The sequence below is a fragment of the Paraburkholderia sp. genome, assembly GCF_028283785.1.
Taxonomy (GTDB): Bacteria; Pseudomonadota; Gammaproteobacteria; order Burkholderiales; family Burkholderiaceae; genus Paraburkholderia.
Window position 1 is genome coordinate 1,180,419 of the sequence record NZ_JAPWKB010000019.1, and the last position, 13,867, is coordinate 1,194,285.

At 62.5% G+C, this 13,867-nt stretch carries 11 protein-coding genes and 1 pseudogene; 10 read left to right on the top strand and 2 right to left on the bottom strand.

Features of this window, described 5'->3' with window-relative positions:
- The first annotated feature begins 3 nt into the window (after positions 1 to 3).
- Both PW947_RS27565 and rlmD read left to right on the top strand, forming a co-directional pair.
- A complete protein-coding gene (locus PW947_RS27565) occupies positions 4 to 780 on the top strand; it encodes a 3'-5' exonuclease (protein ID WP_299635530.1) in 777 nt (258 codons plus the stop codon).
- Positions 781 to 1,031: 251 nt separating this feature from the next.
- Positions 1,032 to 2,378, top strand: a pseudogene (gene rlmD, locus PW947_RS27570) (23S rRNA (uracil(1939)-C(5))-methyltransferase RlmD); the annotation flags it as partial.
- A 198-nt stretch (positions 2,379 to 2,576) separates the two neighbouring features.
- On the opposite strand, the gene PW947_RS27575 reads toward rlmD, so the two are convergent.
- A complete protein-coding gene (locus tag PW947_RS27575; RefSeq protein ID WP_299635531.1) occupies positions 2,577 to 3,431 on the bottom strand; it encodes an outer membrane protein assembly factor BamD in 855 nt (284 codons plus the stop codon).
- 38 nt (positions 3,432 to 3,469) lie between these two features.
- Here PW947_RS27575 and PW947_RS27580 point away from each other — a divergent pair, with 38 nt between their 5' ends.
- The gene (locus tag PW947_RS27580) at positions 3,470 to 4,807 is read left to right on the top strand and encodes an RluA family pseudouridine synthase (protein WP_299635532.1); all 1,338 of its coding nucleotides are present in this window, start codon (positions 3,470 to 3,472) and stop codon (positions 4,805 to 4,807) included.
- Positions 4,804 to 5,685: a peptidoglycan editing factor PgeF gene (pgeF, locus tag PW947_RS27585; RefSeq protein WP_299635533.1), complete on the top strand. Its 882-nt coding sequence runs from the start codon at positions 4,804 to 4,806 to the stop codon at positions 5,683 to 5,685. The genes PW947_RS27580 and pgeF overlap by 4 nt, the downstream gene beginning before the upstream one ends.
- Before the next feature lie 32 nt (positions 5,686 to 5,717).
- Here pgeF and PW947_RS27590 read toward each other — a convergent pair whose 3' ends face one another.
- Entirely contained in the window at positions 5,718 to 6,110 is a 393-nt protein-coding gene (locus PW947_RS27590) for a hypothetical protein (protein WP_299635534.1), read from the bottom strand.
- Positions 6,111 to 6,250: 140 nt separating this feature from the next.
- Between PW947_RS27590 and phaC the strand changes: the two genes are divergently transcribed.
- From phaC to rimO, 6 genes are all read left to right on the top strand, one after another.
- Complete coding sequence (phaC, locus tag PW947_RS27595; protein WP_299635535.1) at positions 6,251 to 8,149, top strand: class I poly(R)-hydroxyalkanoic acid synthase; 1,899 nt, start codon at positions 6,251 to 6,253, stop codon at positions 8,147 to 8,149.
- A gap of 127 nt (positions 8,150 to 8,276) precedes the next feature.
- On the top strand, positions 8,277 to 9,458 hold the full coding sequence (locus tag PW947_RS27600) for an acetyl-CoA C-acetyltransferase (protein ID WP_299635536.1): 1,182 nt from the start codon (positions 8,277 to 8,279) through the stop codon (positions 9,456 to 9,458).
- A gap of 178 nt (positions 9,459 to 9,636) precedes the next feature.
- Positions 9,637 to 10,377, top strand: coding sequence for a 3-ketoacyl-ACP reductase (locus PW947_RS27605; protein WP_299635537.1), 741 nt, complete (start codon positions 9,637 to 9,639; stop codon positions 10,375 to 10,377).
- 132 nt (positions 10,378 to 10,509) lie between these two features.
- Entirely contained in the window at positions 10,510 to 11,121 is a 612-nt protein-coding gene (gene phaR / locus PW947_RS27610) for a polyhydroxyalkanoate synthesis repressor PhaR (RefSeq protein ID WP_299635538.1), read from the top strand.
- Between the two features lie 221 nt (positions 11,122 to 11,342).
- Positions 11,343 to 12,365: a tRNA-dihydrouridine synthase gene (locus PW947_RS27615; protein WP_299636051.1), complete on the top strand. Its 1,023-nt coding sequence runs from the start codon at positions 11,343 to 11,345 to the stop codon at positions 12,363 to 12,365.
- 104 nt (positions 12,366 to 12,469) lie between these two features.
- The gene (gene rimO, locus PW947_RS27620; RefSeq protein WP_299635539.1) at positions 12,470 to 13,864 is read left to right on the top strand and encodes a 30S ribosomal protein S12 methylthiotransferase RimO; all 1,395 of its coding nucleotides are present in this window, start codon (positions 12,470 to 12,472) and stop codon (positions 13,862 to 13,864) included.
- Positions 13,865 to 13,867 lie beyond the last annotated feature (3 nt).

Below are 13,867 nucleotides of genomic sequence, written 5' to 3' on the forward strand. Positions count from 1 at the left end.
TACATGACTCCGATTTTAGTTTTCGACATCGAGACGATTCCCGATGTCGCCGGCATCCGCCGTCTCGAAGAATTACCCGACGATCTCGACGACGACGAAGTCGCCGAATACGCGTTCTCCGCGCGTCGCGAAAAAACCGGCAGCGATTTCCTGCCGCATCATCTGCAACGGATCGCCGCGATTTCCTGCGTGTTCCGCGACGACAGCGGTTTTCGCGTGCGCTCGCTCGGCACGCTGACCGATGGCGAGCCCGCGCTGATTCAATCGTTTTATCGTGTGATCGAAAAATACACGCCGCAACTGGTGTCGTGGAACGGCGGCGGTTTCGATTTGCCGGTGCTGAACTATCGCGCGCTCGTCAACGGCATTCCGGCGTCGCGGTTCTGGGATCTCGGCGAGGACGACCGCGAATTCAAGTGGAACAACTACATCAGCCGCTACCACGCACGTCATACGGATCTGATGGACGTGCTGGCGATGTATCAGGCGCGCGCCAACGCGCCGCTCGACGCGCTCGCGAAGATGTGCGGCTTTCCCGGCAAGCTCGGCATGGACGGCGGCCAGGTGTGGCACGCGTATCAGGCGGGCGAGATCGAGGAAATTCGCAATTATTGTGAAACCGACGTCGTGAACACGTATTTGCTGTATTGCCGTTTTCAACTGCTGCGCGGCGGTCTGGATCAGCGCGCTTACGACGACGAAATCTCCCTCGTGAAAAAAGCGCTCGCCAACGAAGCGAAGCCGCATTGGGTCGAATATCTGGGCGCATTCACCCAGTAATCCGCGCCTGAAACGACGCCGTGCGCGTGCGCCACGGCGTTTTTTCCGGCCATGCGTTCCGGCCGACCTCACCCTGGCCGAACGGCCAGTTTGGCGTGGCGGCGATGCGCTTCGTCTACAATCTCGCCTTTCCCCCACAGTCTGTCAGGAACCCGCAGGTGTCTGAAACTGCTCGTCGTCCCGCACATGCCCGGTCGCGCAAGGGACGCAGAAATTCCCACGATCGTCGCAAGGTAGTCGTCGCATCCGACGCGCCCGCTCAATCCCCGATTATCGAAATCACGTCGCTCGATATGGAAGCGCGCGGCGTCGGCCGCACGCAAACCGAAGACGGTACGCCCGGCAAGGTCATTTTCGTCGAAGGTGCATTGCCCGGCGAGCGCGTCAGCTATCTGAGCTATCGCAAGAAAGCGAGCTTCGAGCAGGCGATCGTGGTCAAGGTGCTGCGCGAAAGCGTGATTCGTACGAAGCCGAAGTGCCAGTATTTCGGAACGTGCGGCGGTTGCTCGATGCAGCATCTGGACGTGCGCGCGCAGATCGCCGTCAAGCAGCGGGTGCTCGAAGACAACCTCGCGCATCTGTCCAAACTGCGTGCTGAAGTCGTGTTTCGTCCGATCCACGGGCCGTCCTGGGGATATCGCTACCGTGGGCGGCTGTCCGTGCGCGACATGCCGAAGCGGAACACCGTGCTGATCGGGTTTCACGAGCGTCAGAGCGGCTATGTCGCGGACATGACCCATTGCGAAGTGCTGCCGCCGCATATGTCGGCGATGCTGGTGCCGTTGCGCGAGCTGGTGGCAAGCCTGTCGATTCGCGCGCAGTTGCCGCAAATCGAGCTGGCGGTCGGGGCATCGGTGACGGCGCTGGTGCTGCGCGTGCTCGAATTGCCGAACGGAGCCGACGAGCAACGGTTGCGCGATTTCGCGGACCAGCACAATGTTCAGTTCTGGCTTCAGCCGAGCGGCCCGGATTCGGTATATCCGTTCTATCCGCTCGACGCGCAGCTCGATTACACGCTGCCGGAATACAACATCCGGATGCCGTTCAAGCCGACCGACTTCACGCAGGTCAATCATCAGATCAACCGCGTGCTGATCGGGCGTGCGCTGCGTTTGCTGGCGCCGGAAAAAACCGATCGCGTGCTCGACCTGTTTTGCGGGATCGGCAACTTCACGTTGCCGCTCGCGCGGATTTCGCGGGAGGTGGTTGGTATCGAAGGCAGTGAGGTGCTGACCACGCGTGCGCTCGAAAACGCGCAGAAGAACGGCGTCGCCGAACATACGTCGTTCGCGTGCCGCAATCTGTTCGAAGTGACGGCGGACGACATCCGCGCGCTCGGACATTTCGACAAGTTCCTGATCGATCCGCCGCGCGAAGGCGCGTTTGCCGTATCGAAGGCGCTGGCCGAGATTGCGCAGAGCGGTGACGGTCCGTTGCCCAATCGCATCGTCTATGTGTCGTGCAATCCGGCAACGCTTGCGCGCGATGCCGGTCTGCTCGTCAACGGCGCCGGTTACCGGTTGAAGGGCGCGGGTGTCGTGAATATGTTCCCGCATACATCGCACGTGGAGTCGATTGCGCTGTTCGAGCGTGACTGAGCGGGACTAAGCGGCGTTTGCGCCGACGGAAAAAAGCCGGGACATGTCCCGGCTTTTTTATGCGCGCGAATTGCGATGCGCTCTCGGAGCGGATGCAGATCGGATTGCGGCTCCCGCTTCCCGTCCGTTCACGCTGCGCAAACAAAAACGCCACGATTTTCATCGTGGCGTTTTGCATTGCAAAGTCAGGCGTTCAGCTTAGAACTGCCACCACGACTTTTCTTTGCCCGGACGCGCATGACCCGTGATGTACGGGCTGTCCGGGAACGTGCCGGCCAGAATGCGCTTCGTGTCGTCGGCCAGTTGCGGCTGGTTCAGCCGCTGATACGACAGCATCATGATGTGCAGCGCGTCTTCGATAGCGGGTGCATTCTTGTATTCCTTGATGCACAGTTGTGCGCGATTGATCGCGGCCACATACGCGCCACGGCGATAGTAATAATCCGCCGCGTGGACTTCGTGCGACGCCAGCGCGTTCACGATATAGCGCATGCGCTGCGCGGCGTCCGGTGCGTACTTGCTGTCAGGATGCTTGTCCACCACGACCTTGAACGCGTCGTACGATTCGCGCAGCGACTTCGGATCGCGCTCGCTCATGTCCTGACCGGAGAAACGGCCGAACAGACCGAGGTCGTCGTTGAAGTGGATCATGCCCTTCAGATAGTACGCGTAGGCGATATCCGGATGATCCGGGTGCAACTGGATGAAGCGGTCGATCGCCTGGTCGGCGGCGGCGTTTTCGTTATCTTTCCAGTTGCAGTACGCAACGTTGATCTGCGCCTGCTGCGCATAATGACCAAACGGATCGCGGCCTTCGAGCGCCTCGAAGTATTTGGCGCACTTTCCGAAGTCGCCACCCGACAAGGCGTCCTGCGCCTCCGTATATAATTTGTTATTCGTCCACGTGGCGGTTTCGTCGGTCTTTTCCGGCAAGCCATGACAGGCTGCCACGAGAGCCACGGCAGCGACGCATGCCATGTATCGCGCTACGTTTCCGACCATTTTCCTGGCCGTCTTTCGGGCCGTATTCGTAATGATGTTCAAGGCTCGCATTTTCCAGTCTAGCTTTACGTCCAGGTGACCCAGACTCAATGACCCGCTCAAATACTCCGAGGACCGTTCGTGGCCCCCGGAATAGCAACAAAGATTATAGCCCAAGCGCTGACCGCTCCGACGCTTTGGGGACCGATTCACCCGTCGACGATACGCGTCACACCATGGTCGCATCGGGCGATCCGTCGTCCGGCGCAAACCCCGCATCCACGGCGGGAGCCCCGCCGACCGTGCCTGGCCGCGTCGCCGACGAAACGCCGCGCAGCGTCGAAGTGCCCGACTCGCTCGCCGGCGAGCGTCTCGACAAGGTGCTCGCAAAAATCTTTCCGGAGTTTTCACGCAACCGCCTGCAAAGCTGGATCGAAGCAGGGCGCGTGCGTGTCGACGGCAAACCGGCCAAAATCCGTCAGCCGGTGCCGCTCGGCGCAACGGTCGAACTCATCCCCGATCTGCTGCCCGAACAGCTTGCGTTCACGGCCGAGCCGGTGCCGCTCGAGATCGTCTACGAAGACGACACGCTGGTGGTGATCAACAAGCCGGCGGGCCTCGTCGTGCATCCGGCCGCGGGCAACTGGAGCGGCACGTTGCTGAACGGGCTGCTGCATCGTTACGGCGAATCGGCGGCGGGTTTGCCGCGCGCCGGCATCGTCCATCGTCTCGACAAGGAGACCTCGGGCCTGATGGTGGTGGCGCGCACGCTCGAAGCGCAGACCGATCTCACGCGGCAGCTGGCGGCCCGTACCGTGAAGCGGCGTTATCTCGCGCTGGTGTGGGGCAACATGCCCGAAACCGGCACGATCGATGCGCCGATCGGCCGCGATCCGCGTGACCGCACGCGTATGGCGGTGGTCACGAGCGCATCGGGTAAAGCGGCGCGCACGCACTTCCGTCGCGTCAACACGGCAATCTGGCAGCGTCAGCCGGTCACCGCGATTCATTGCGATCTCGAAACCGGGCGCACTCACCAGATTCGCGTTCACCTCGCGGACACCGGCCATCCGTTGCTCGGCGATCCCGTATATGGCCGCGCGCGCGGTCAACGTTCGGTGAAGCCACTGCCCGGCGGTTTCGCGCGACAGGCGTTGCATGCATGGCGGCTCGGCCTGATCCATCCGAAAACCGGTCGTCCGATGCAGTGGCGCGCCGATGTGCCCGACGACATCGCGGCGTTGTCGGAAGCGCTTGGACTGGTCGGCGACGAGACCGACGAGTTCGACGACGACGAGCAATACGATGAGGTCGAATACGGCGAAGCGGTCGATGCCGACGGCAATTATGCGCAGGTCTACGTGATCGGCGACGACGAGGACGAAGACCTCGACGACGAAGACGACGAAGAAGAGGGTGAAGACGACGAAGAAGAGGGCGAAGCATGACCTTGCCCGATCTGACGCCGGACGATGTGCTGCAACCCGCGTGGAACGCGGCATCGCGCGTGCATGCGCTGGTGACGACGCGCAACGGCGGGGTCGGTCAACCGCCGTATGGACGTTGGCACGATGGCGTCGATCAGCCGGGCGGTCTGAATCTCGGCCGTCTTGCAGGTGACGAACCGGCGAGCGTCGAAGCGAACCGCGCGCGGCTCGGTGCGTTGATCGACGCAGCGGGGCAAGCAGGGCAAGCAGGACACGCGGACCGAAGCGGCAACGTCGCGATCGCGTGGCTCGAACAGATCCACGGCGCGGACGTGGTTCGCGCCGAAGACGTCGTCGCGGCGACACAGGCGGGCAACGGCCCGACGCGTGCCGACGCGAGCGTGACAGACCGGCCGGGCATCGCCTGCACGGTGATGATCGCCGACTGCATGCCGGTGCTGTTCTGCGATCCCGACGGGCGCGCGGTCGGTGCGGCGCATGCAGGCTGGCGCGGTCTTGCCGGCGGCATCGTCGAGAAGACCGCGCAACGGGTCGCCGCGCTGGCAGGCGTCGACGTCTCGACGCTGCATGCGTACCTCGGACCGGCCATCGGTCCGACGGCGTTCGAAGTCGGCGCAGATGTGCGTGACGCGTTCATGAACGCTGTGGACGCAGCACAACGCGATGCCACATCGAACGCGTTCGTTCCGCGTGATGGCGCCGGGGGCAAATACCTCGCGGATCTGCCTGGGTTGGGCCGCTTGCGTTTGCAGTCGATCGGTATCTCGCGAATCGTCAGCGCCGACGCATGCACGGTCACGCAACGCGAACGCTTCTTCTCGTATCGACGCGATCGCGTCACCGGACGGATGGCCGCGTTGATCTGGATAACGGATTGAGCGGTCGTCACGAATGGATCGTGATCGTGTCTTTACGACGAGCGGTCACATGAGATTCCCGAACCGATGAAAAAAGCCGCGTCCGCGCGGCTTTTTTCATTGCGATTCTTTTCGCTTTCTTTCGCATTGTCACCGATCGGGTCGCTCGATTCGCTCATCAGGGTAAGCGCGTAATCGCATGTCCTGGTGATGCCGATGCGCGGGAAACGCACGTGTTTTGCTTGTTTGTCTTGCAGTGCAACATGCGCGCTTTGCATGGCGCTTATGAAGCGTTCGAATACGGGCGATAAAGCGTCGAGTGCTGCAACGCAGTTGATTTTGGTGTGCATCGGCCATGTGGCCGGAAGGGGATTCAGAAGCCCTTTGAAATACATCGGGAAAACGATAATTAAAAATTTATCGCACTGCGGCAAAATCGGGAACAAGCATTGACATGCCTTGCAATGGGGAGCAAGAATGTTCGTCAAACATGAGACAGGGCGTGACGAGGTCGCGAGCAATCGTCCTTGTGCGCAGTAACCTGCCTCTCAACCCGTCCGCGAGGACTTACCGGTCAAAAGCAGGTATGGCATCCCAACATTCCTCGACTTTCTCACACACGGAATCTTCGACGGACAACACGCAGCAAAAGGCAGAGACAGGTCCTGCCGGTATGCAGCAGTGGTTCGATGCCTGGATGGGCGCATGGCGTTCGCTTGCGCCGCAAGGCGGTGCGAATGCCGCGCCGTTTGCAATGCCGGGAATGCCCGGCGCGCCATCCATGCCCGGCATTCCTTCGATGCTCAACATGCCGGGTTTACAAGGCATGCCCGACTTCACCAATGCCGCTTCGATGTCGCCGTTCGCCGGCCTGAAGTTGCCTAACGCAGCCATTCCGCCCGAACGCCTCAAGCAGCTGCAATCGGATTATTCGCGCGAAGCGATGCAGTTGATCCAGCAGGCAGGTGAAGCCACACCCAAAATTCCCGAACTCAAAGACCGCCGCTTCAGTGCCGAAGCGTGGAGCGCAACGCCCGCGTATGCGTTCACCGCGGCCTGGTATCTGCTCAACGCGCGTTATCTGCAAGAGCTGGTCGATGCGCTCGATACCGAGCCGAAGGTGCGGGAACGTATCCGCTTCGCGGTCCAGCAATGGACGGCGGCGGCATCGCCCAGCAACTTCTTCGCGCTGAATCCCGAAGCGCAAAAAACGCTACTCGAAAGCCGTGGCGAGAGCTTGCGTCAGGGCGTGATGAATCTGCTCGGCGACATGCAGCGCGGCAAGATCTCGCAAACCGACGAATCGCGTTTCGTGGTCGGCAAGAACCTCGCGAATACCGAAGGCTCGGTGGTGTTCGAGAACGAACTGATCCAGCTGATCCAGTACAAGCCGCGCACGGCGACCGTGCGCGAGCGGCCGTTGCTGATCGTGCCGCCCTGCATCAACAAGTTCTACATCCTCGATCTTCAGCCCGAGAATTCGCTGGTGGCGCATGGCCTCGAATCGGGGCATCAGGTGTTCCTGATTTCGTGGCGCAACGCGGATGCGTCGATCGCCAGCAAGACGTGGGACGACTATATCCAGGACGGCGTCCTCACCGCCATCGACACCGTGCGCAAGATCAGCGGCCGCGAGCAGATCAACACGCTCGGTTTCTGTGTCGGCGGCACGATGCTCGCCACCGCGCTCGCAGTCGCGGCTGCGCGCGGCCAGCACCCGGCGGCATCGCTGACCTTGCTGACCGCGATGCTCGACTTTTCCGACACCGGCGTGCTCGACATCTTCGTCGACGAGGCGCATGTGCAGATGCGCGAGCAGAGCATCGGCGGCAAGAACGGCGGCACGCCCGGTCTGATGCGCGGCCTCGAATTCGCGAACACGTTCTCGTTCCTGCGCCCGAACGATCTCGTCTGGAACTATGTCGTCGATAACTACCTGAAGGGCCGCACGCCGATGGCGTTCGACCTGCTGTACTGGAACAGCGACTCGACCAGCCTGCCGGGTCCGATGTACGTCTGGTATCTGCGCAATACCTATCTGGAAAACAAGCTGCGCGAACCGGGCGCGTTGACCACGTGCGGCGAGAAGGTCGACCTGACGCTGATCGACGTTCCCACTTTCATCTATGGCTCGCGCGAAGACCATATCGTGCCGTGGCAGACCGCTTATGCGTCGGCGCCGTTGCTGACCGGGCCGCGCAAGTTCGTGCTCGGCGCGTCCGGCCATATCGCGGGAGTGATCAATCCGCCCGCGAAGAAGAAGCGCAGTTACTGGGTAATGCAGGGCGAAGGTCAGGACCTGCCCGCGAAGCCCGATGACTGGTTCGAACAGGCAACGGAAGTGCCGGGTAGCTGGTGGCCCGAATGGACCGACTGGCTCGATCAGTACGGCGGCAAGAAAGTGAAGCCGCGCGCGGAAGCCGGATCGGCCGAATTCCCGGCCATCGAACCCGCGCCGGGCCGCTACGTGCAAGTACGCGAGTGACGTACGAGTAACGCACGAGTAACGCGCGGCCGGTCTGCATCGCACGCGGCGACAATGAATCACCCAACGTATTTTTAACTTGAACGGGATGCGGCGCAGCACGGCCGTGATACCGGAGGAAGCGGAAATGACTGATGTAGTGATCGTATCGGCAGCCCGTACGGCAGTGGGCAAATTCGGCGGTTCGCTGGCGAAGATTGCCGCGCCCGATCTCGGCGCGACGGTGATTCGCGCGGCGCTCGAACGCGCGGGCGTGAAGCCCGAGCAGGTCAGCGAAGTGATCATGGGCCAGGTGCTGACGGCGGGTTCCGGACAGAACCCGGCGCGTCAGTCGCTGATCAAGGCCGGTCTGCCGATGGCGGTGCCGGGCCTGACGATCAACAAGGTGTGCGGCTCCGGATTGAAAGCCGTGATGCTGGCGGCTAACGCGATTGTTGCCGGTGACGCCGACATCCTCGTGGCGGGCGGCCAGGAAAACATGAGCGCCGCGCCGCACGTGCTGCCGGGCTCGCGCGACGGCTTCCGGATGGGCGATGCGAAGCTGATCGACAGCATGATCGTCGACGGTCTGTGGGACGTGTACAACCAGTATCACATGGGCGTCACCGCCGAAAACGTCGCCCGGGAATACGGGATCACGCGCGAGCAGCAGGACGCGTTCGCGGCGCTGTCGCAGAACAAGGCAGAAGCTGCGCAAAAGGCCGGCCGTTTCGACGCCGAAATCGTGCCGGTCGAGATTCCGCAACGCAAGGGCGAGCCGCTGCGCTTCGCCACCGACGAGTTCGTGCGTCATGGCGTGACCGCCGAATCGCTGGCCGGTCTGAAGCCGGCCTTCTCGAAGGAAGGCACGGTGACGGCGGCGAACGCATCCGGCCTGAACGACGGCGCGGCTGCGGTGATCGTGATGTCGGCGAAGAAGGCTGAAGCGCTCGGTCTGCCGATCCTCGCGCGCATCAAGGCCTACGCCAGCGCGGGCGTCGATCCGAAGGTGATGGGCATGGGTCCGGTGCCGGCCTCGCGCCGCTGTCTGGAGCGCGCGGGCTGGACGCCGGCCGATCTGGATCTGATGGAAATCAACGAAGCGTTTGCCGCGCAGGCGCTGGCTGTGCATCAGCAAATGGGTTGGGACACGTCGAAGGTCAACGTCAACGGCGGCGCCATCGCGATCGGCCATCCGATCGGTGCGTCCGGCTGCCGGATTCTCGTCACGCTGCTGCACGAAATGCAGAAACGCGACGCGAAGAAGGGCCTCGCGTCGCTGTGTATCGGCGGCGGGATGGGCGTGGCGCTGGCGCTCGAACGCGATTGAAGGCGTCGATTCCTCGGGGTCGATCCGGTTGGACGCCGTGGCGTGAGCGCGGCGGCGCAGTGCGGTGGTAGAGAGCCAAGACCTCGCCGGCCGGTCGCCCGGCGGCAATGGAGATGATGCATCAGGCGAGGAAGGGGGCAGCCGGTCGGCGCCCCGCAAAACGATAACGGAGTGGTTTATGTCACAGCGAATTGCGTATGTAACGGGCGGCATGGGCGGCATCGGCACGAGCATCTGCCAGCGTCTGCATAAACAGGGCTTCAAGGTCGTGGCAGGCTGCGGCCCGAACTCGCCGCGCCGCGTGAAATGGCTCGAAGAGCAGAAAGCGCTCGGCTACGACTTTATTGCCTCGGAAGGCAATGTCGGCGACTGGGAATCGACCAAGATCGCGTTCGACAAGGTCAAGGCCGAAGTCGGCGAGGTCGACGTGCTGGTCAACAATGCCGGTATCACGCGCGACGTCGTGTTTCGCAAGATGACGCACGAAGACTGGACGGCGGTGATCGACACCAACCTGACCAGCCTGTTCAATGTGACCAAGCAGGTGATCGACGGAATGGTCGAGCGCGGCTGGGGCCGTGTCATCAATATTTCGTCGGTGAACGGGCAGAAAGGGCAGTTCGGCCAGACCAACTATTCGACGGCGAAGGCCGGGATTCACGGCTTTACGATGTCGCTGGCGCAGGAAGTGGCGACCAAGGGCGTGACGGTCAATACAATCTCGCCGGGCTATATCGGTACGGACATGGTCAAGTCGATCCGTCCGGACGTGCTCGAAAAGATCGTCGCGACCATTCCGGTGCGCCGTCTCGGCCAGCCGGAAGAAATCGGGTCGATCGTCGCATGGCTGGCATCGGACGAATCGGGCTTTTCGACGGGCGCGGACTTCTCGTTGAACGGCGGTCTGCATATGGGGTAACCGATGCGCGCGCGGCCGGGAGGCGGCGTGCGTCATGGTTCTGATAGTTTTGGCGGCGTCTTGCCCGTGCAATAGCCCCTTGCGCGTGTGGCAAGACGCCGTTTCTGCGCCTCGGGCGCGCGAAGGCATTACATGACCACCACTACAAAGAAAACAGCCGAACGACTGATCAAGAAATATCCGAATCGTCGGCTCTACGACACAGAGACGAGCACGTACATCACGCTGACCGACGTCAAGCAACTCGTGCTGGAGCAGGAGGATTTCAAGGTCATCGATGCCAAGAGCAACGAGGAGCTGACGCGCGCCATTCTGTTGCAGATCATCCTCGAAGAGGAAAGCGGCGGCCTGCCGATGTTCTCGTCGTCGATGCTGTCGCAGATCATCCGGTTTTACGGCCACGCGATGCAGGGCATGATGGGCACGTATCTGGAGAAGAACATCCAGGCGTTCATCGACATCCAGAACAAACTCGCGGATCAATCGAAAAACCTGTACGAAGGCAAAGCGATGAATCCGGAAGTCTGGTCGCAGTTCATGAACATGCAGGCACCGATGATGCAGGGCATGATGACCAGCTACATCGAGCAGTCGAAGAACATGTTCGTGCAGATGCAGGAACAGATGCAAACCCAGGCGAAGTCGATGTTCAGCACGTTCCCGTTCACGCAGCCGGGCGGCCCGGCGGTCGAACCTGCGGCTCCGTCGAATTCGCAAGGCAATCCCGAGCCGGAGAAGAAGTAAGCGGCCACGCGCAGGGCGCGGCGGGAGCGTTGCAAAAGCGTGGCTGAGCGGGCGCGGTAGAATTGCGGGTTCACTCGCCTTCGCCGTTGCCACAGTCATTTGCCGGACGTTCCCATGCCGCACACCGTTTTCGCCCCTTGTCCCGTCACGCTGAACCCGTCCGCCACGGCCGGCGTCGCTTCGCTCGCGTGACCGCGAATTCGCAGGCCGCCGCCCCGCGCATGAACCGGCTGTTTCTCGCGCCGATGGAAGGGCTCGCCGATTACGTCTTGCGCGATGTCCTGACCCGCACGGGCGGATTCGACGGTTGCGTGTCCGAATTCGTCCGCGTGACGGGTTCGGTGTTGCCGCGGCGCATGTACGCTCGCGAGGTGCCCGAAGTCCTTGACGGCGCACGCACGCCGGGCGGTACGCCGACAGTGATCCAACTGCTCGGCAGCGATCCCGGCTGGATGGCGCTGAATGCCGCGCAAGCGGCTGCGGTGTCCCCGCACGGCATCGACCTGAATTTCGGCTGTCCGGCCCGGCTCGTCAACCAGCACGGCGGCGGCGCCATGCTGCTGGCCGACCCCACGCATCTGAACCGGATCGTCTCGGCGGTCCGCGCGGCTGTCCCCGCCGATGTCGCCGTGACGGCGAAGATGCGTCTCGGCATCTCCGATACCTCGCTCGCGATCGATTGCGCCGTGGCGCTGGCCGAAGGCGGTGCGCAGTCGCTGGTCGTGCACGCCCGCACGCGTGACGACGGCTATCGGCCGCCGGCGCACTGGGAGTGGATCGCGCGCATCGACGATGCGGTTCAGGTACCCGTGGTGGCGAACGGCGAGGTGTTCACGGTCGCCGACTGGGCGCGATGCCGCGCGGTCAGCGGCTGCGACGACGTGATGATCGGGCGGGGCGCGGTGTCCGATCCGTTCCTCGCGTTGCGGATACGCGGTCTGATGGAGCCGTCCCCATGCGACGCCGAGTGGCCGGTCGTGCTTCGGTATATCGCCGGTTATCTGAAGAAACTGCGGTCGCGCGCCGAATCCCGCCATGAAGACGGCCTCGTCAAGAAGTGGCTGAGCTATCTGAAACGCACGTGGCCGCAGGCCGTGGAACTGCACGACGCGATCCGCCGCCTGCACGATTCGCGCGAGATTCTCGGGTTGCTCGAACGCGCGGTGCAATCCGACGGATTCACGCCGTCGGATCAACCCGCCGCGATCGACCTGCTCGATACCGCCGATCTCGCGCTGGGTTGAAACCCCGGGCAGAAGCCGGTTGAAGGCGAAAATTCAAAGACTTACGAGCGGCGACGGTGGCGACCCGCTACAATTCGGGGTTTAACGTCTTCAAGCGGTTCCCCATGTCTGCCAGTTCCCCGATTGCCCCGATTTCCCCGACCGCCGCGCCGAAAGTCGGCTTCGTTTCGCTCGGTTGCCCGAAAGCCCTCGTCGATTCCGAACAGATCATCACGCAACTGCGTGCCGAGGGTTATCAGATTTCCGGCACGTATGACGGCGCGGATCTGGTGGTCGTCAACACCTGCGGCTTCATCGACGAAGCCGTCCAGGAAAGCCTCGACGCGATCGGCGAAGCCTTGACCGAAAACGGCAAGGTGATCGTCACCGGTTGCCTCGGCGCGAAGAAAAGCGCGAGCGGCTCGGGCCTGATCGAAGAAGTACATCCGAAGGTGCTCGCCGTCACCGGCCCGCATGCGCTCGGTGAAGTGATGCAGCACGTTCACGCCCACCTGCCGAAGCCGCACGATCCGTTCGTCGATCTGGTGCCGCCCGCAGGCGTCAAGCTGACGCCGCGTCACTACGCGTATCTGAAGATTTCCGAAGGCTGCAACCACCGCTGCACGTTCTGCATCATCCCGTCGATGCGCGGCGATCTGGTGTCGCGTCCGGTCGCGGAAGTGATGCTCGAAGCGGAAAACCTGTTCAAGTCGGGCGTGAAGGAATTGCTGGTGATTTCGCAAGACACCAGCGCGTATGGCGTCGACGTCAAATATCGCACGGGTTTCTGGAACGGCAAGCCGATCAAGACACGCATGACCGACCTCGTCGGCGCGCTGGGCGAACTGGCCGCGCAATACGGCGCGTGGGTCCGTCTGCACTACGTGTACCCGTATCCGAGCGTCGACGAAGTGATTCCGATGATGGCCGAAGGCGCGTTGAAGGGTCACGTGTTGCCGTACCTCGACGTCCCGTTCCAGCACGCGCATCCGGAAGTGCTCAAGCGCATGAAGCGCCCGGCCAATGCGGAAAAGGTGATGGAGCGCGTGCGCAAATGGCGTGAAATGTGTCCGGACCTGACGATCCGCAGCACCTTTATCGCCGGTTTCCCGGGCGAGACGGAAGAGCAGTTCGAAACGCTGCTCGATTTCATCCGTGACGCGGAGCTGGATCGCGTCGGTTGCTTCGCGTATTCGCCGGTCGAAGGCGCGACCGCCAACGAACTCGACGGCGCGTTGCCCGACGACGTCCGCGAAGCGCGTCGCGCGCGCTTCATGGAAGTCGCGGAGGAAGTCTCGGCGAAGCGGATCGCGAAGAAGGTCGGCAAGACGCTGAAAGTGCTCGTCGACGAAACCAATGCCGACGGCGGTATCGGACGTACGGCAGCCGACGCGCCGGAAATCGACGGCGTCGTCTATATCGCGCCCGCGGCGAAAGCGTCGAAGCGCTACAAGGTCGGCGACTTCGTATCGGTGAAGATCACCGGCGCCGACGGCCACGATCTGTGGGGCGAGGTCTGAGCG